Annotated in this window: 16 protein-coding genes; 13 read left to right on the top strand and 3 right to left on the bottom strand. The window is 63.8% G+C overall.

The features are described from left to right. Positions 1-44 precede the first annotated feature (44 nt). The gene (locus CSAL_RS01445; RefSeq protein ID WP_011505597.1) at positions 45-722 is read left to right on the top strand and encodes an HAD family hydrolase; all 678 of its coding nucleotides are present in this window, start codon (positions 45-47) and stop codon (positions 720-722) included. 582 nt (positions 723-1,304) lie between these two features. After that, positions 1,305-2,531 (top strand): DcaP family trimeric outer membrane transporter, encoded by a 1,227-nt coding sequence (locus CSAL_RS01440; RefSeq protein ID WP_043557879.1) that lies wholly within the window; start codon positions 1,305-1,307, stop codon positions 2,529-2,531. Positions 2,532-2,622: 91 nt separating this feature from the next. On the opposite strand, the gene CSAL_RS01435 is transcribed toward CSAL_RS01440, so the two are convergent. Beyond that, positions 2,623-3,561, bottom strand: coding sequence for a Gfo/Idh/MocA family oxidoreductase (locus CSAL_RS01435; RefSeq protein ID WP_011505595.1), 939 nt, complete (start codon positions 3,559-3,561; stop codon positions 2,623-2,625). 77 nt (positions 3,562-3,638) lie between these two features. Next, entirely contained in the window at positions 3,639-5,432 is a 1,794-nt protein-coding gene (locus CSAL_RS01430) for a feruloyl-CoA synthase (RefSeq protein WP_244846453.1), read from the bottom strand. 281 nt (positions 5,433-5,713) lie between these two features. Between CSAL_RS01430 and CSAL_RS01425 the strand changes: the two genes are divergently transcribed. The 5 genes from CSAL_RS01425 to CSAL_RS01405 all read left to right on the top strand — a co-directional run bounded on the left by CSAL_RS01425 (position 5,714) and on the right by CSAL_RS01405 (position 9,912). Continuing rightward, entirely contained in the window at positions 5,714-6,217 is a 504-nt protein-coding gene (locus CSAL_RS01425; protein ID WP_011505593.1) for a MarR family winged helix-turn-helix transcriptional regulator, read from the top strand. 141 nt (positions 6,218-6,358) lie between these two features. Beyond that, positions 6,359-6,943: a TRAP transporter small permease gene (locus CSAL_RS01420; protein WP_011505592.1), complete on the top strand. Its 585-nt coding sequence runs from the start codon at positions 6,359-6,361 to the stop codon at positions 6,941-6,943. Next, positions 6,940-8,262 carry a TRAP transporter large permease gene (locus tag CSAL_RS01415; RefSeq protein ID WP_011505591.1) on the top strand — a complete coding sequence of 441 codons (1,323 nt, stop codon included), beginning with the start codon at positions 6,940-6,942 and terminating at the stop codon, positions 8,260-8,262. The genes CSAL_RS01420 and CSAL_RS01415 overlap by 4 nt, the downstream gene beginning before the upstream one ends. 43 nt (positions 8,263-8,305) lie before the next feature. Then, the gene (locus CSAL_RS01410) at positions 8,306-8,782 is read left to right on the top strand and encodes a DUF3237 domain-containing protein (protein ID WP_011505590.1); all 477 of its coding nucleotides are present in this window, start codon (positions 8,306-8,308) and stop codon (positions 8,780-8,782) included. A gap of 65 nt (positions 8,783-8,847) precedes the next feature. Further along, positions 8,848-9,912 carry a TRAP transporter substrate-binding protein gene (locus CSAL_RS01405; RefSeq protein ID WP_011505589.1) on the top strand — a complete coding sequence of 355 codons (1,065 nt, stop codon included), beginning with the start codon at positions 8,848-8,850 and terminating at the stop codon, positions 9,910-9,912. 43 nt (positions 9,913-9,955) lie between these two features. Here CSAL_RS01405 and CSAL_RS01400 read toward each other — a convergent pair whose 3' ends face one another. Further along, entirely contained in the window at positions 9,956-10,453 is a 498-nt protein-coding gene (locus CSAL_RS01400; protein ID WP_011505588.1) for a MarR family winged helix-turn-helix transcriptional regulator, read from the bottom strand. Between the two features lie 91 nt (positions 10,454-10,544). Between CSAL_RS01400 and CSAL_RS01395 the strand changes: the two genes are divergently transcribed. The 6 genes from CSAL_RS01395 to CSAL_RS01370 all read left to right on the top strand — a co-directional run bounded on the left by CSAL_RS01395 (position 10,545) and on the right by CSAL_RS01370 (position 17,286). Then, positions 10,545-11,375 carry a p-hydroxycinnamoyl CoA hydratase/lyase gene (locus CSAL_RS01395; protein ID WP_011505587.1) on the top strand — a complete coding sequence of 277 codons (831 nt, stop codon included), beginning with the start codon at positions 10,545-10,547 and terminating at the stop codon, positions 11,373-11,375. Between the two features lie 80 nt (positions 11,376-11,455). Continuing rightward, positions 11,456-12,904 (top strand): aldehyde dehydrogenase, encoded by a 1,449-nt coding sequence (locus tag CSAL_RS01390; RefSeq protein WP_011505586.1) that lies wholly within the window; start codon positions 11,456-11,458, stop codon positions 12,902-12,904. A gap of 79 nt (positions 12,905-12,983) precedes the next feature. After that, positions 12,984-14,033 carry a TRAP transporter substrate-binding protein gene (locus CSAL_RS01385; protein ID WP_011505585.1) on the top strand — a complete coding sequence of 350 codons (1,050 nt, stop codon included), beginning with the start codon at positions 12,984-12,986 and terminating at the stop codon, positions 14,031-14,033. A gap of 216 nt (positions 14,034-14,249) precedes the next feature. After that, entirely contained in the window at positions 14,250-15,335 is a 1,086-nt protein-coding gene (locus CSAL_RS01380) for a LacI family DNA-binding transcriptional regulator (RefSeq protein WP_011505584.1), read from the top strand. Further along, entirely contained in the window at positions 15,311-16,270 is a 960-nt protein-coding gene (locus tag CSAL_RS01375; RefSeq protein ID WP_043557874.1) for a sugar kinase, read from the top strand. Before CSAL_RS01380 ends, CSAL_RS01375 begins: the two co-directional genes overlap by 25 nt. A gap of 38 nt (positions 16,271-16,308) precedes the next feature. After that, positions 16,309-17,286: a 2-hydroxyacid dehydrogenase gene (locus tag CSAL_RS01370; protein WP_011505582.1), complete on the top strand. Its 978-nt coding sequence runs from the start codon at positions 16,309-16,311 to the stop codon at positions 17,284-17,286. The last annotated feature ends 3 nt before the right edge of the window (positions 17,287-17,289 follow it).

The following is a 17,289-nucleotide window of genomic DNA, read 5'->3' as shown; positions in this document are numbered from 1 at the left end:
CGCATGGCTCGGGCCTCTTTTTCAAAACTGACCGCGAGTTGTCCATGTCCTATGCCATCGAGTCCCGCTTAGACGCCGTGGTTTTTGATTGCGACGGCGTGATTCTCGATTCGGCCGGTCTCAAACGCAATGTATTCGCCGATTTCTATCGTGATCAACCACCGGCCCTATATCATGCCATTATCGCCTACCTGTCACGGGGAGGCGGCCAGCCACGCGACGTCAAGTTCCATCACATCGAAGCACACATCCTGGGGCGCCCCATATCAGAGGCACGCATCCGGGCACTATCCACTCAATTCGCCGAGCGAGCCGAGGCTCAAGTGGCACAGGCACCGACCATCGCGGGTGCTATCGAATTCCTCGATCGCTGGCGTGGCAAAATCCCTCTTTACCTTCTGTCCGCCACTCCACAGGAGGAACTTCGTCGTGTCATCAAAAAACGCAATCTTACAGACCATTTCGATGACGTCCTTGGCGCCCCACCCGATAAGACCAATGGCCTCTCCACACTAATGGCCACGCACCATTACGATCCCTCTCGCACCGTGATGGTTGGAGACTCCTACAATGACTACCGTGCCGCCCGTTCAAACAATACCAATTTTGTTGGCATTGCACCGAGTAAGGCCAAGACGCCCCCCTTCCCGGAAGACGTCATCACTCAACCCGACCTCAGAAATCTGGAAGAAATCCTAGAAGCGCTGCAACGTCCTTCGTAATGCGCATCATCAGCGCATCCACACTCTGTCTCCCCCTCCTCAGCAGCTGCCCGCAAGAACGTTGCAGTCTGTTTCAGGCCACACTTGAACCCTCCTGCCGAAAGGTTTGCCTCTCACCCCTTCATACCCTGGCCGTGTCTAGATGCACGCTTGCGCCATCGTTCCTCTTCGTATGATTAGTTGTGAGGTTTAACTATTTCACGCCACAACCAAAGTATAACGGCGAAAAAAATATTCAAATACAAAGGGTTAATAAGATACCGCTTTCCAGTATTGCATTTTACGTTGACAAGGATAGCGTTTTTTTTCAGTTTAAATGTGCGTGAGACGAATCAAGGTTCGTATTGCGAACAAAATATAACGAATAAACCATTAGCCGGGGAATAAAGATGGCAATCAAGCAAGCATGGCTGACCTCTCTCACCCCCTCCCTTTCACGGGTCAATTCAGCGGGAGGTCATTAAAACGTCATCAGAAAAATGCATGGGGAGGCGATGAAAAATTAATTTTCCCCACGCCTGAGAACCGCATACTCGTTCATGCGCAAACCGCTCATAACTTCCTACAAAGGGCAGCTCACAAATGCGATCCGAAATAACAAAATTCAAGATGACCAAACTCGCGCTCTGCGTGTCACTCGCGTCAGGCATGGCGGCCGTAACGACCGCTCCCGCTCACGCCTTTGACGTCGTCGAAGCAGGGCAACCCGTTGTCACAGGTGAACCTAGCCGTGTAGGTCCGCCATGGAACCACCGGTCGACCATCAATATTCCGGGCACCGAGACCGATATCGCTTTCGGTGGCTACGTCAAGCTCGATATGCTCTACGATTTCGACTATGACCTCGGCAAGGCCACCGATCCCTATGCGATCATGGACCCGTCGAATCGTACCGATGGGCGTAGCGATTTCACTGCCTATGAGTCGCGGCTCAACTTCCGCACGCACACCATGACCGATTACGGTCGTTTGACGACATATTTCGAAGGGCATTTCATCCCCGACGGCTCCTTCAACCTGCGTCATGCCTACGGCGAACTCAACGGCTTCCTCGCCGGGCGCACCTGGACGAACTTCATGAGTTTCGTGGGCGGGACGCGCACCCTGGCGCTGGGCGACCCCAAGGGCTATGCCTTCGAGCGCCAGGCGCAGTTGCGCTATACCCAGCCGGTAGGCGCGGGCAGCCTGTCCTTCGCCGTGGAGGACCCGGATACGGTGGTCGCGCGTGACGACGCCGGCGTCGCCGACGGTGAGAGCCAGTTGCCCGATTTGACGGTACGCTACGAATACAAGCGCCTGTTCGCTCTTTCCGGGGTGGCACGCAAGCTCTCCACCAACAACATCACCAATACCGTGGATGACGAGACCACCGGCTACGGGGTGCAGGCGCAGTTCAACCTGCCCTTTACCCCCATGACGAGCCTGCGTGGTAGTGCCGCCTACGGCGAAGGCATCGGCAACTACATGGGCAACCCCGGCAATACCGGGCACCGCAATGCTCCCGATGTCTACGTCAACGACGACAACGAACTCGAGGCCGTCGAGACGCGCGCCTTCGGTGTTTCCCTGAACCATAACTGGACCGATGACTGGTTCAGCTCCGTCGGCTTTTCCCGGCTCGATCAGGACATGCCCGAAAACTACGGCAGCCAGTTCGAGACCATCGACTACGCCTTTGCCAACGTTATCTGGGATGTCACTCAGCGCCTTACCGTGGGCCTCGAGTATCAGAATGCCGAGGTCGAGCAGATCAACGGCAACTCCGATGACGCAAGCCGCCTGCAGGCAAGCGCCATCTTCCAGTTCTAGTGATACGACGATGATCGATCGTGATTTCGGCTGGCGTTACGCCAGCCTTTTTCATTCCAGGAGAAGGAAAAGACAATAGAAATCAGGATATTTACACCATGTTATGGGAGAGCTTATCGAGAATCCGCATGGTAGGAAGGCAGGAAGAAAACGAAGCTTCCGGGGCACGTTTCTCAATGATAGACGTCACGAACTCGGTATCCTGGGCGTGAAACCCAGGTGTCGACAGCGGTACGACATTTCCCTCGTAGTCCTTGAGTTCGTCACGATACGCCAGCAAGGTATTTTCCTCACCAATGTAGCGATAAAACCCGCCAAAGGGACCACGATTGTTGAAGGAAAGCGCCAGCGTGGCCAACGTACCGTCGGTCGCCCGCAGGCCGATGTTCATGTCCATGGCGATGCCAAGTTCCGAATGCAGCGGCCCTTGACTTCCCCAGGCGTCGAGGACGTCATCGTCCAGCAACCAGGCGAAGAGATCCACGCTATGGCAGGCATGGTGCCATAACAGATGATCCGTCCAGCCGCGCGGTTCGCCTTGCATGTTGAGGTTTTCGCGACGCAGGAAATACGTCTCGCTCACCAGATGTTGAAGATGGAATTCCCCCGCCCGAAGACGGCGCTTCATTTCGCGATGCGGTGCATTGAAGCGACGTGTGTGGGCCACCATGGCGACGGTGCTTGCCTCACGGGCTCGCCGCGTCATGCGCTCGGCATCCGCCAGGTTCAGGCTCATGGGAATTTCGCAGAGGACATGTTTGCCGGCATCGATCGCCTGCTCGGCCTGGCGGGCATGCAACGGGCTCGGCGTCGCCAGGATCACGGCATCGACTCCGGATGCCTCCAGTGCATGCGCATAATCGGTGAAGACGCGTTCGATGCCCCAGGTCTCGGCAAAGCGTCTCGTATTGCGCTCATCGCCGCCGGCGACGGCCACGACGCTGGCGGCGGGAACATGCCCCAGGGCCTGCATGTGAATCGCGGCAATGGCCCCTTCACCGACCATCAGGATGCGTACAGGGGATTTCATCGTCACATCTCGACCGTTTCATCCATTTCGATTGGGGAGTGGTGACACAACGGTCGCGTGGAGGCAAGGCGGAAACGTCACGACACCGACGAATCCGGCAGGATCACGCGCGCATCCCCAGGCGGCTCGGCATACAGGCACTCGGCGAGTTCCGTATAACGCTCGCGCACCAGCCGCTGATTGACAGAGCCCTTGTCGGTCAGCTCGCCACGGTCGACGGACAGCGGCCGATCCAGCAGTAACAGGCGCTCCAGGCGCATGGAGCTCGACTGCCCCTGGCGATGCGTCGCCAGACGCTGGGCGAACCATTGATGCAGGGTGTCGTCGTGCGCCAATGCGTCCAGCGATGACGGTGCCGCATCGCCCAGACGCTGCCGACATGCCGGCACGTTCAGCACCACGAAACCGGCCAGGGCATCACGCCCCTCGCCGACCACCACCACGTCCTGTACCAGCGGGGCGAAGTGCTCGATGAGACGCAAGCGCAGAATGCCGACATTGACCCAGGTGCCCGTCACGAGCTTGAAGTTCTCGCTCAACCGGCCGTCGAAGATCAGCCCCCGCTCGGGGCGGTCGGGATCGACGAAACGCATCGCGTCCCCGGTGCAATAGTAGCCTTCGTCGTCGAACGCCTCGGCGCTGCGCGCCTCGTCACGCCAGTAGCCCGGCGTGACATTGAGCCCCTTGAGACGGGCCTCCCACTTGTCGTCCGTGGCCACGAGCTTGAGCGACATGCCCGGCACGGGCCGACCGATCAGCCCCGGCGTGTCGCTGGCCTCCTCGGTGCAGAACGCCAGGCACGCCTCGGTGGAACCCAGGCCCGTCAGCATGGGCACGGGATGCCCGAGCGAACGCTCGCCGAAGGCATCCAGCGCATCGCGTACATGCACCGGCAGCACGGCGCCGCCGAAGTGCATCATCTCGAGGTCGCGGAAGAAAGACGTGCGCAATGCGTCATCGTCGCGCAGATGCTCGACCAGGGCCTCGAACCCCTTGGGCACGTTGCAATAGAAGGTCGGCGATATCTCGCGCAGGTTGTCCACCGTGCGCCTTACTCCCTCGGCGGTGGGGTTGCCGTCGTCGATGTACAGCGAACCGCCGTTGTGGATGGTCATGCCCAGGATCGTGTTGCCGCCGAAGGTATGGTGCCAGGGCAACCAGTCCACCAGCACGGGCTTGCGCCGCGACAAGAACGCCAGGCGTTGCGCGAGCATGGCCTGGTTGCTGCACAGCATGCGGTGCGTGTTGATCACCGCCTTTGGCATCCCCGTCGATCCCGAGGTGAACAGCAGCTTGGCGATGCTATCCGCTGTCACGCCGGCATGGGCGTCGTCGACCGCGCCGCTCGCCGGCGTTGCCGCCAGGGTTTCCAGCGCCAGTGCCCGCTGGCTCGGACGTACCGCCACGCAGGTCGTGCCGGGCTCGCAAACCGCCGCCAGGGCCGCCTCGAAACGCGCCTCGTCGTCGACGAAGATCATCCCCGGCGTCACCAGGTCAACGACGTGACGCAACTTGGCGAAGTCCTCCGACAACAGTGCGTACGAGGGCGATACCGGTACATAGGGGATGCCCACGTGCATCGCGGCGCAGGCCAGCAACGCATGATCGATGCCATTGCCCGAGAGCACCATCAGCGGCCGCTCGACCGACAGGCCATGGTCCAGCAGGGCCTGTGCCAGACGCGCCACGCGCGGCATCGCCTCACCGAAGGTCAGCGTCCGCCAGGCACGATGCGTCCCCTCGCGTTCGGCCAGGAACGTGCGCGACGGCGTCTCGCCGGCCCAGTGCACGAGGCGCTGGGTCACGCAACGGGGATACTCCGAGACCTCGCCACCGAAGAGCCAATGCGTCTGCGGGGACGCATCGTTCACGGAACGTGACTCGTCTGGCCGGTTGCCGGAAGGGGACGACATGAAAGGGGCTCCATTAGTCTGTGATGTCTCTTGTTATTGAGCGATTCGTTCTTTCATCAACGACGCAATGGATATAGTTATAATAGGTAACTATTTTTTTGACTAGATACGCTACATGAGACTTTAGATGCACAAGAAGGCCAAACTTCCCGCGATGTTGCCTATCCTTGGCGATATCGGGAACAATGCGCTCACCAGATGATTCTCATATTAACTATACCACCGGATAAGGAAGCTTCATGACGACATCCAAGAAACCCACTTCCCCGGAGCGACCTTCTCTCGAGGAAGCCTACCCCACCACCGTCGAAGGGCTGGTGCTCGAGGAACGTCTCGGCTATGCCCTGCGACGCGCCCAGCTCAAGGTCTTCAAGCACTTCGACGAGGCCATGCGCGAGCACGACATCCGCCCGGCGCAGTTCTCGTCGCTGGTCGTCATCGAGGGCTATCCGGGCGTGACGCAATCCAGCCTGGCCCAGACGCTGAGCATCGACCCCCCGCGAGTCGTTAGCCTGATCAACAGTCTCGAGGAGCGCGGCCTGGCGATGCGAGTGCGCTGCAAGCGCGACCGTCGCTCGCACGGCATCTTCCTGACCAAGACCGGCGAAGCGCTGGTAGGGCGCCTGAAAGGCTTGGCCGAACAAAGCGATTTGGAGGCGACTCAATCACTTAGTGAAATAGAGCGGCGTCAGTTACTGACCTTGCTGCGCAAAGTCTATGCATCGGAAGAAGGTGGCGACTAATCCTTTAGGCGCAATTCCCGGCAAATTGCGACGGCATGACTTGCACACCGGCTCACGGACAATTAATTATACAAAGCAACTAAAAAGCCATTCGTCATCTCGCGCCCTGGCCGACCCACACAACCTATAAAAGACATAATCATGAGCAGCCTAGCGACGACTTCCCACGCCAGTATTACCTGCCTGCGCCGCAGTCTCGAGACCACCTGCCGGCTCGCCGCCATCGTCGGCGGCCTGGTCGTCGCGATGCTGTCGCTGATGACCGTGGCCAGCATTGCCGGACGCTGGGTCTCCAGCCTGCCGTTGATCAGCGACATGGCGATGTTCGGCTGGATCGGTCCCGTCACGGGCGATTACGAAATGGTCGAGATGGGGACCGCCATCGCGGTGTTCCTGTTCCTGCCCTACTGTCATCTGCGCGGTGGCCACGTCACGGTGGACCTTCTGGTCATGCGCGCGCCGCGAAGCGTGCAGCGTCTCCTGGCCTTCGTCGCGGAAGTGCTGTTTCTGGTCGTGGCGGGCGTGATGACCTGGCGCCTTTACCACGGCCTGCTCGACAAGCAGCGCTACATGGAGACCAGCATGCTGCTGGACATCCCGCTGTGGTGGGGTTATGTCGGCGGCATCCTCGGTTTCGCCCTGCTGACACTGGTCTGCTTCTATCGCGCCTGCCTGTCGGTGTCGCGCGATACTCAGCATCACACACCGGCTCAGGGAGACGCATGATGTCACCGATCACACTGGGCACGGGCGGTTTCGTTCTGCTGCTGATCATGATGGCGGCCAGGATCCCCATCGGGCTGTCGATGCTGGTCGTCGGCGCCGCCGGTTCGATGTTGATCACCGGACCGATGGGCATTCTGAATGGCTTGAAGACACTCCCCTACGAGCATTTCTCGAGCCATACGCTGTCGATCATTCCTCTCTTCCTGCTGATGGGCCAGTTCGCCGCGCGGGCCGGGCTCTCGCGGGCCATGTTCCAGGCCGCCAACGACTGGCTGGGCCATCGGCGCGGCGGGCTCGCCATGTCGACGATCGGCGCCTGCGGTGCCTTCGGTGCCATCTGCGGGTCGTCGCTGGCCACCGCCGCCACCATGACGCAAGTGGCACTGCCGGAAATGGAGCGCCAGGGCTATCGCGGGAGCCTGGCCACCGGCGCGCTCGCGGCGGGCGGCACGCTGGGCATTCTGATTCCTCCCTCGGTGGTGCTGGTCATCTACGCCATCCTGGCGGAACAGAACATCAACGAGATGTTCGCCGCCGCCCTGGTACCGGGCCTGTTCGCGGCCTTCAGCTACATGCTGGCGATTTCCCTGTACGTGCGCTTCTTTCCCGCCAGCGCGCCGAACAAGGACAAGGCATCGCGCGGCGAACGCTGGCGCTCGCTGTGGGAAGTCTGGCCCGGCGCGGCGATCTTCATCATCGTGATCGGCGGCATCTACACCGGCATCTTCACGCCGACCGAGGCCGCCGCCGTCGGCGCGGCGGCCACCGGGGTCCTGGCGATCACCCGGGGCGGACTGCGCTGGAACGGTCTACGCGACTGCCTGCTCGAGACGGCCGTCACTTCGGCGATGATCTTCTTCATCGTCCTCGGGGCCAGCGTGTTCAACAGCTTTCTTGCCCTGACCCAGTTGCCGCAAATCACGGCCGGCTGGATCGTGGGCCTGGAGATCAGCCCCTGGGTCGTGCTGGCCGGCATCCTGCTGTGCTATCTGATCCTCGGCTGCTTCATGGACAGCCTGTCGATGATTCTGCTGACGGTGCCCATCTTCCTGCCCATCGTCACGGGCATGGACTTCGGCATGCCCGCCGCGGACGTGGCGATCTGGTTCGGCATCCTGGCACTGGTGGTGGTCGAGGTCGGTATGATCACGCCGCCCGTGGGGCTGAATATCTTCATCATTCACTCCATGGCGCCCCACGTGCCGCTGACCGAGACCTTCAAGGGCATCCTGCCGTTCCTGGCCGCCGACGTCATCCGCATCGTGATGCTGGTGGCCTTCCCGGCCATTACGCTCGGCTTCGTCTACCTGCTTTATTGATGACCGACGCGACGACCGACGCTACCGACCGAGGTGACTCATCATGACCCGTGATCCGCTGCCGTCCCCGCCGACATCGACCTTCATCGCGCGTCTGGCGATTCACGTCGACCCGCCCCTGGAGCTCGGCGAGGATGCCCGGGGCAAGCGACGCTTCATCGCCATCACTGGTGGCCGTGTCAGCGGGGAGCGGCTCGACGGCGTGGTACTGCCCGGGGGCGGCGACTGGCAGACCGTACGCCCCGACGGCGTCGCCGACCTGCATGCGCGCTATTTCCTGGAAACCGACTCGGGCGATCGCATCGAAGTCGAGAATGTCGGGTTCCGGCACGGCCCGGCGGATGTCATGCAACGCCTGCAGCGCGGGGAGCCGGTCGCGCCCGAGTCCTATTACTTTCTCACCACGCCGCGTTTCTTCACCACCAGCCCGGCCTACGCCTGGCTGACGCGCACGATCTTTCTGGGCAAGGCCGAACGCACGCGCGACAGCGTGCTCATCGACCTCTACGCGGTGAGCTGACGCCACCGCCACATGGACAACCCGACACATCGCACGACGACAACAACCACAACGAGGAACACGCCATGAGTCATCACGCCACGCTTTCTTGCCGCCGCTTCCTGCTGGCCGCCGCCGCAGCGCTACCGCTCGCCTGGGGCGCCGGCCAGGCCCATGCCCAGGAGGCCGAGTACACCCTGCGACTGCACCACTTCTTCCCGGCGTCGGCCCCCGTGCATCAGGAATACTTCCTGCCCTGGAAGGAGGCCATCGAGAAAGAGTCCGACGGGCGCCTGGCGGTCGAGCTCTACCCCTCCATGCAGCTCGGTGGCACACCGCCCTCACTCTACGACCAGGCCAAGGATGGCCAGGTGGACATCATCTGGACCGTGCTGGGCTACAATTCCGGCCGCTTCCCCCGGGCCGAGGTCTTCGACCTGCCCTTCCTGCCGACCTCGGGCGCCGCGACCAGCCAGGCCGCGCACGAATACGCCATGACGCACATGCAGGACGAACTCGAGGGCGTTTACCCCATCGCCGTGCACACCCACAGCCCGGGAGCGCTGCATACCAAGGAGACGCGCATCGAAGCGCTCGAGGACATCGAGGGCCTCAAGATGCGCGGCCCCAGCCGGCTGGTGAACCGTTATCTCGCCAAGCTCGGCGCCGAGCCCATCGGCATGCCGGTGGCGCAGGCCCTGGAAGCGCTGTCACGCGGGGTTCTCGACGGCACGGTGATTCCCTTCGAGGCCATCACCGCCATGGGGCTGGCCGACATCACCACCGAACACACCATCTTCAGCGGTGACAGAGCGCTGTACACCACGATGATGATCGTGGCCATGGATCAGGATAAGTACGACGCCCTGCCCGAGGACCTGCAGCCCATCATCGATGCTCACGCCGGCGGCCGCGAGGCATACCGGATCGGTCAGATCATGGATCAGGCGGACCATCGCCAGATTCTGGCCATTCAGAGCGGCGAGCAACCGGGCACGATCACCCGCCTGGGCAGCGAGGAAACCGCGCGCTGGCAGGCAGTCGGTCAGGAGGTCGTCGACGAGTGGATCGCCGAGGCCGAGGAGAAGGGGCTCGACGGGCAGATGCTGTACGACGATGCCACACGACTCGTCGAGCGCTATACACGCTGAGGAGGATGCCAGGTCCGGCGCTCGCGTCGCCTAGCACGCTCACTCAGTCGGTATCCACCAGTCCCGCGCCCAGTGACTTGAGGGAGGATTTGAGATGACGCTGAAACGCTCCCCGCTGCGCCTCGCTCAGGCTCTCCAGCATGCGGCCCTCGAGCGCCATGACCGTGCGATCGCACTCGGCCAGCGTGCGTCGTCCGGCCTCGGTCATGCGGATCTGGATGATGCGTCCATGGTGCGGGTCGGGGCGACGCTCGACGAGCCCCTTGGTCTCCATGGCCTTGACCATCTCGTTGGCCGCCTGCGGCGACACCAGCGACTTCTCGGCCAGTTGCGAATTGGACTGGGGGCTGCGTCGTGCCAGCACGGAAAGCGCCGTGTACTGCTGCATGGTCACGCCCAGGGGCTGCACGGCCTCGCTGATATGGCGGCGCAGGGCGCGGTCGAGCCGGCCGATCAAATACGCGACGCGCACCGCCTCGGGGGCGTCGTCGGCGTCGCCGTGCCGCGACTCGGCGGAGGCCTGTGATTCCACTTTGGTCATAAGCGTTTCCTCTTTGCAAACGCAGGATAGCGCACTATGATTGGCAGGGTAAATATCAACTTACTTGATACTATTTTGACAGGAAATTGACATGAGCGATTACACGAACCGCTGGCAAACCGTGAAGGTCGACGTCGAGGACGGCATCGCCTGGGTCACCCTGAACCGGCCCGAGAAGCGCAACGCCATGAGTCCCACGCTCAACCGTGAAATGATCGATGTGCTCGAGACCATCGAGCTCGACCAGGACGCCCATGTGCTCGTGCTGACCGGCGAGGGCGAGTCCTTCTCCGCTGGCATGGACCTCAAGGAGTACTTCCGCGAGATCGACGCCAGCCCCGAAATCGTTCAGGTCAAGGTACGCCGCGACGCCTCCACCTGGCAGTGGAAACTGCTGCGTCACTACGCCAAGCCGACCATCGCCATGGTCAACGGCTGGTGCTTCGGCGGCGCCTTCTCGCCGCTGGTCGCCTGCGACCTGGCCATCGCCGCCGACGAGTCGGTGTTCGGGCTGTCCGAAATCAACTGGGGCATCCCCCCGGGCAACCTGGTCAGCAAGGCCATGGCCGACACCGTGGGACATCGCCAGGCGCTGTACTACATCATGACCGGGGAAACCTTCACCGGCCCGCAGGCCGCCGACATGGGGCTGGTCAACCAGAGCGTGCCCCGCGCCGAGCTGCGCGAGACCACCCACAAGCTGGCCGCCACCCTGCGCGACAAGAACCCCGTCGTCCTGCGCGCCGCCAAGACCGGCTTCAAGATGTGCCGCGAGCTGACCTGGGAACAGAACGAGGAATACCTCTACGCCAAGCTCGACCAGGCCCAGCAGCTCGACCCCGAGCACGGCCGCGAGCAAGGTCTCAAGCAGTTCCTCGACGACAAGAGCATCAAGCCGGGCCTGGAAAGCTATCGTCGCTGAACGGCCCGCGACCCCGGGCGTGCGTCGGACGGCGGACGCCCACCTCACAACAATCACATAGTTAAGCACGGGGGTACGATATGGATCTCAGCCTATTGATCGGCGGTGACACCCACGCCGCCCAGCAAGACGCGACCTTCACGCGGCACAATCCGCTCAGCGGCGAGGCCGTGACCCGGGCCGCGGCGGCCTCAGCCGGCGATGCCCGCGCCGCTGCCGAGGCCGCTTCCCGGGCCTTTCCCGCCTGGTCGGCGACCGGCCCTGGCGAGCGCCGCGCCAAGCTGCTCGCCGCCGCCGACGCCATGGAGGCGCGCCAGGCCGACTTCATCGCGCGCATGGTCGATGAAACCGGCGCCACGCCGGGCTGGGCCGGGTTCAACGTCATGGTGGCCGCCAACATGCTACGCGAGGCCGCCTCGCTGACCACCCAGGTCGGCGGCGACGTGATCCCCTCCAACGTGCCCGACAGCCTCGCCATGGGCGTGCGCGTTCCCTGTGGCGTGGTGGTCGGCATCGCCCCCTGGAACGCCCCCATCATCCTCGGCACGCGGGCCATCGCCACGCCGCTGGCATGCGGCAACACGGTGATCCTCAAGGCCTCGGAGCAATGTCCCGCCACCCATCACCTGATCGGCGAAGTGCTCGTCGAGGCAGGCCTGGGCGACGGCATCGTCAATGTCGTGACCAACGCGCCCCCTCAGGCCGCCGAGGTGGTCGAGGCGTTGATCGAGCATCCCGCCGTGCGGCGCATCAACTTCACCGGCTCCACCCAGGTGGGCCGCATCATCGCCGAGAAAGCCGCGCATCATCTCAAGCCGGTATTGCTGGAACTGGGTGGCAAGGCACCGTTCTTGGTCCTCGAGGACGCCGATCTGGATGCCGCCGTGGAAGCCGCCGCCTTCGGGGCCTTCTTCAACCAGGGCCAGATCTGCATGTCCACCGAGCGCCTGATCGTCGTCGACGCCGTGGCCGACGCCTTCGTCGAGAAGCTGGCCCGCAAGGCCGAGACGCTGCGCGCCGGCGATCCTCGCGACGAGGGCAACGCCCTGGGCACGCTGATCACCCGCGAGGCCGGCGAAAAGCTCAACGCGCTGCTCGATGACGCCCAGCAGCACGGTGCGCGACTGGCCTGCGGCGGCAAGGCCGAGGGCGTGATCATGCAGCCCACCGTGGTCGATGGCGTCACCTCGTCGATGCGCCTGTACGGCGAGGAATCGTTCGGCCCGGTGGTGGCGATGATGCGCGTCAAGGACGAAGAAGACGCCCTGCGCGTCGCCAACGACAGCGAATACGGCCTCTCCGCGGCGGTCTTCAGCCGCGACACGGCACGTGCCATGCGCATCGCGCAACGTATCGAGTCAGGCATCTGCCACATCAACGCCCCCACCGTGCACGACGAACCGCAGATGCCGTTCGGCGGCGTCAAGTCCAGCGGTTACGGGCGCTTCGGCGGCAAGGCCGGTATCGAGGAATTCACCGAACTGCGCTGGATGACCATGCAACTTGGCCCCCGGCACTATCCGATCTAACGGTCACACCACTGGCCCCTCTGACGGCCAGGACCCTGGACATCGCGTCATGGCACGCCACCTTTCCATGGAGCTCAAGATGATGACAACAAAACATACGCTCGCCGGTCTCGCGCTTCTCGGCGGTATCACCCTGGCCGGCACCGGCCAGGCACAAGACACCGTGACCTTGCGTCTGCACCATTTCGCCGCCCCGACCACCCCGGTGCAGACGCAATACCTGGAACCTTGGGCAGAGCGCATCGAGGAACAGTCCGATGGCGCCATTCAGGTCGAGATCTTCCCGGCCATGCAGCTGGGCGGCTCGGCCTCGTCACTCTACGACCAGGCCAAGGACGGCGTGGTGGATATCGCCTGGACGCTGTTGAGCTACACGCCCAACCGCTTCCCCGAGTCCGAAGCGTTCGACCAGCCCTTTTTGCCGACCACGGGCGAAGCCACCAGCATGGCGGCCCATGAGTTCGCCATGGATCACATGCAGGACGACTTCGAGGGCGTGCACCCCATCGCCGTGTTCGCCCATTCGCCCGGCAAGATTCACACCAAGGATGTCAGCGTGCACGACATCGGCGATATCGACGGCCTCGCCATCCGCGCCCCCTCGAAGACCATGAACCGCTATTTCGCACAGCTCGGCGCCAAGACCGTGGGCATGCCCATGCCGCAGATCCCCGAAGCGATCTCGCGCGGTGTGATCGACGGCCTGACGCTGCCGTTCGAGAGCGCCTCCGCCCTTGGCGTGCTCGACGTGGCGCAGAACCATACCTTCTTTGACGGCTCCCACGGGCTGTATACGGCCATGATGGTGCTGGCGATGAACCAGTCGACGTACGATGACCTGTCGCCCGAGCTGCAAAAGGTCATCGACGACAACGCCGGCCTTCAGGAAGCGCAGCGCATCGGACAGGTCATGGATACAGCGGAGCAAGCCGCCATCGACGACATCGCTGCACGCGGCGAGGGGCAGATGATCCACATCGCCGAAGCGGACCAGTCGGCATGGCGCGAGGCCGCCGAGACCACCATCCAGCAGTGGATCGACGACATGGACGGCGCCGGTTTCGACGGCCAGGCCCTTTACGACGACGCCAGCCGCCTCGTCGAGAAATACACCCAGCAGACGCAGTAGCCTCTCCCTCTCCGGCTGCGCGCCGTGGGCGCTCGGGACTTTCCCGGGCGCTCTTTTCTTTACGCCGGGCCCGAGATACCCGACGCACACGCGACCGAAGTCCCCAGTGCCGGCGTTTCCAAGACCGGTGTCTTCACGACCAAAGTCTAGCGCGTCTCGATTGTCGCTCAACGCGGGGCTACCTATGATGGGAACGGTTCCATCACAGGTAGCCTCATGACCCGATCGCCCACTCCCACCATCCTCGAAGTCGCCCGTGAAGCCGGGGTCTCGAAGACCAGCGTGTCGCGCTACCTGGGCGGCGAACGCGACCGTCTTTCGCCCTCCATGCAGACGCGCATCGCCACGGCGATCACGTCATTGGGCTATCGCCCCAACTGGATGGCGCGCGGCTTGAAGGGTGGGCAGTCGCGCTTGCTGGGCATGCTGGTGGCCGACATTCGCAACCCCTTTTCGACGGCGGTGCTGCACGGCGCCGAGCAGGCATGTCGCGCCCACGGCTTGTCGCTGCTGGTATGCAATACCGACAACGACGCCGTGCTCGAACGCCGTCATCTCGAAATGCTGGCTGCCTACCGGGTCGAAGGCATGATCATCAATGCCGCCGGCGACCCCGGCCCGGCATTGCGCCGTTTCGCCGACCCGCGCACGCCGGTCGTCCTGCTCGACCGCCAGGTGAGCGACCTCGATGCGGACATCGTGGGGCTGGACAACGCCCTGGCCATCGACCAGGCCTTCGCGCACCTGCACGCACAGGGATACCGCCGCTTGCTGTACGTCAGCGAGCCGGTGACCGAGGCCAGCTCACGCCAAGCACGTCTGGCCCGGGTCGAGGCCTGCCTCGCGCGGCACCCCGAGTGGCGCGGCGAGACGCTCGGCGTGGCGCTGGAGGCGCCCGGCGATGCCCTGGCGACGAAGCTGCGCCGCTTCGTGGACAGCCGCGACCCTGCGCCAGGGGCGATACTCTGCGCCAATGGCCAGGTCACGCTGGCGGTCGCGCAGTGGCTGCGCGAGGCCGGCGTCACGCTCGGCCCCGTCGGCCTGATGGGCATCGACGAACTGGACTGGTGCGCACTGGTCGGCCCCGGCATCACCACGCTCGCCCAGCCCACGGCCACGCTCGGGGCCAGCGCCGTGGACTGCCTCGTCACGCGCTTTTCCCCGGAAGGCCGACAACGTCCGCCACGGCGCCTCGATTACGCCGGCACCTTGATTCCACGCGGCTCGACCCGTCGCGATTCGGCGGCCGCACCCACGACTGATTTCAGGAGCCTGTCATGCCCCTCTCTCCGGACATTCTGACCTTCGGCGAGGCGATGTCGCTGTTCATTGCCGAGACGCCCGGCGATCTGGCCGAGGTCGAACGCTTCCAGCGCCGTATCGCCGGCGCCGACACCAACGTCGCCATCGGCCTGGCGCGCCTGGCGTTTCAGGTCGCCTGGATCAGCCGTGTCGGCGATGACAGCTTCGGCCGTTTCATCCGCCGCACCCTCGAAGGCGAAGGCCTCGACTGCCGCCATCTGCGCACCGACCCCGACCACCCTACCGGGCTGGTATTCAAGGAACGCGCCGAACACGGCGAGGACCCCAAGGTCGAGTACCTTCGTCGTGGCAGCGCCGCCAGTCACCTGGGCCTCGACGACGTGCGCGACCTGACGTTCCAGGGCGTGCGTCACCTGCATGCCACCGGCCTGCCGCCGGCCTTGTCGCCGAGCACGCGCGAGCTCGCCTTTCACATGCTAGAGCAGGCGCGCCGGGCGGGACTCACCATTACCTTCGACCCCAACCTGCGCCCCACGCTGTGGGACAGCGAGACCGACATGCGCGACACCCTCAATGCGCTGGCCGCCCGCGCCGACTGGGTCTTGCCGGGACTCGCCGAGGGACAGCGCCTGACCGGGCTCGACAGTCCCCACGACATCGCCGGCCATTACCTGGACCAGGGCGCCACGGGGGTCATCATCAAGCTCGGCCCCGAAGGCAGCTACGTGCGCACGCAGCAGGACGCGGGCACGGTCAGCGGGGTCAGCGTTGCCCGCGTCGTCGACACCGTGGGCGCCGGCGATGGCTTCGCGGTAGGCGTGATCAGCGCACTGCTCGATGGCCTTTCGCCGCGCCATGCCGCGCATCGCGGCAACCTGATCGGCGCCGAGCAAGTCCAGGTCGTCGGCGACATGGAAGGTCTGCCCGATCGTGCCCGCCTGCGCGACCTCGAAGCCGCTCACCCCTTGGCGTGACGGCACATTCCCGCTTCATCCATGACCAGGAGCCACGCATGACCAAACGCATCGTTGCCTTTCGGCGGCTCAAGCCGCATCACCTCGAGCAGTTGCGCAACCACTTCCACGTCGATTACTTCGATACGCTGGAGGGCCCCGACGATCCGGCGTTTCGCGAAGCGCTGCGCAACGCCCACGGCCTGCTGGGCGCCAGCCTGCCGATCACGCCCGAGCTGCTCGACGACGCGCCCCACCTGGAGGCCATTTCGAGCATCTCGGTGGGGGTCGACAACTACCCGGTGGAGGAACTCACCCGGCGCAACATACTGCTCTGCCATACGCCGGACGTGCTCACCGAAACCACCGCGGACACCGGCTTCCTGCTGATCATGGCCAGCGCCCGCCGCGCGGTGGAACTGGCCAACATGGTCAAGCAAGGTCAATGGACGAGTGGTATCGGCGAGTCCCACTTCGGCACCGACGTCCATGGCAAGACGCTGGGCATGGTCGGCTTCGGGCGCATCGGGCAGGCCATCGCGCGGCGCGGCGCCCTGGGGTTCGGCATGTCGGTGCTCTACACCCACGCCTCGCGCAAGCCGGCGCTGGAAGCGGAACTGGGTGCGACGCACTGCGAGTTCGAGGCCCTGCTCGAGCAGGCCGATTTCGTCTGCGTCAACGTTCCCCTTACCGCCGAGACCACCGGCCTGATGGACGCCGCCGTCTTCAAGCGCATGAAGTCCTCGGCGATTCTGATCAATATCGCGCGCGGTAAAGTGGTCGACGAGGAAGCCCTGATCGAGGCGCTCTCCAGCGGCGAGATCCACGCCGCCGGGCTCGATGTCTTCGCTCAGGAACCGCTGCCCGGCGACTCGCCGCTCACCCGGATGGACAACGTCGTGACCCTGCCGCACATCGGCTCGGCGACACATGAAACGCGCGAGGCCATGGCCCAGCGCGCCATCGACAACGTCATCGACGCCCTCGAGGGCCGCCGTCCCCCCAGCCCCTACAACGACGTCACACCGCGCGGCTGACGT

This window comes from Chromohalobacter israelensis DSM 3043 (genome assembly GCF_000055785.1).
GTDB lineage: Bacteria > Pseudomonadota > Gammaproteobacteria > Pseudomonadales > Halomonadaceae > Chromohalobacter > Chromohalobacter israelensis.
This window is presented reverse-complemented; position numbering and strand designations above follow the sequence as displayed.

What these genes read in the sequence shown, in the direction of transcription:
- CSAL_RS01445 (WP_011505597.1), top strand. Translation starts at nt 45, where the DNA reads ATGTCCTATGCCATCGAGTCCCGCTTAGACGCCGTGGTTTTTGATTGC.
- CSAL_RS01440 (WP_043557879.1), top strand. Translation starts at nt 1,305, where the DNA reads ATGCGATCCGAAATAACAAAATTCAAGATGACCAAACTCGCGCTCTGC.
- CSAL_RS01435 (WP_011505595.1), bottom strand. Translation starts at nt 3,561, where the DNA reads ATGAAATCCCCTGTACGCATCCTGATGGTCGGTGAAGGGGCCATTGCC.
- CSAL_RS01425 (WP_011505593.1), top strand. Translation starts at nt 5,714, where the DNA reads ATGACGACATCCAAGAAACCCACTTCCCCGGAGCGACCTTCTCTCGAG.
- CSAL_RS01420 (WP_011505592.1), top strand. Translation starts at nt 6,359, where the DNA reads ATGAGCAGCCTAGCGACGACTTCCCACGCCAGTATTACCTGCCTGCGC.
- CSAL_RS01415 (WP_011505591.1), top strand. Translation starts at nt 6,940, where the DNA reads ATGATGTCACCGATCACACTGGGCACGGGCGGTTTCGTTCTGCTGCTG.
- CSAL_RS01410 (WP_011505590.1), top strand. Translation starts at nt 8,306, where the DNA reads ATGACCCGTGATCCGCTGCCGTCCCCGCCGACATCGACCTTCATCGCG.
- CSAL_RS01405 (WP_011505589.1), top strand. Translation starts at nt 8,848, where the DNA reads ATGAGTCATCACGCCACGCTTTCTTGCCGCCGCTTCCTGCTGGCCGCC.
- CSAL_RS01400 (WP_011505588.1), bottom strand. Translation starts at nt 10,453, where the DNA reads ATGACCAAAGTGGAATCACAGGCCTCCGCCGAGTCGCGGCACGGCGAC.
- CSAL_RS01395 (WP_011505587.1), top strand. Translation starts at nt 10,545, where the DNA reads ATGAGCGATTACACGAACCGCTGGCAAACCGTGAAGGTCGACGTCGAG.
- CSAL_RS01390 (WP_011505586.1), top strand. Translation starts at nt 11,456, where the DNA reads ATGGATCTCAGCCTATTGATCGGCGGTGACACCCACGCCGCCCAGCAA.
- CSAL_RS01385 (WP_011505585.1), top strand. Translation starts at nt 12,984, where the DNA reads ATGATGACAACAAAACATACGCTCGCCGGTCTCGCGCTTCTCGGCGGT.
- CSAL_RS01380 (WP_011505584.1), top strand. Translation starts at nt 14,250, where the DNA reads ATGACCCGATCGCCCACTCCCACCATCCTCGAAGTCGCCCGTGAAGCC.
- CSAL_RS01375 (WP_043557874.1), top strand. Translation starts at nt 15,311, where the DNA reads ATGCCCCTCTCTCCGGACATTCTGACCTTCGGCGAGGCGATGTCGCTG.
- CSAL_RS01370 (WP_011505582.1), top strand. Translation starts at nt 16,309, where the DNA reads ATGACCAAACGCATCGTTGCCTTTCGGCGGCTCAAGCCGCATCACCTC.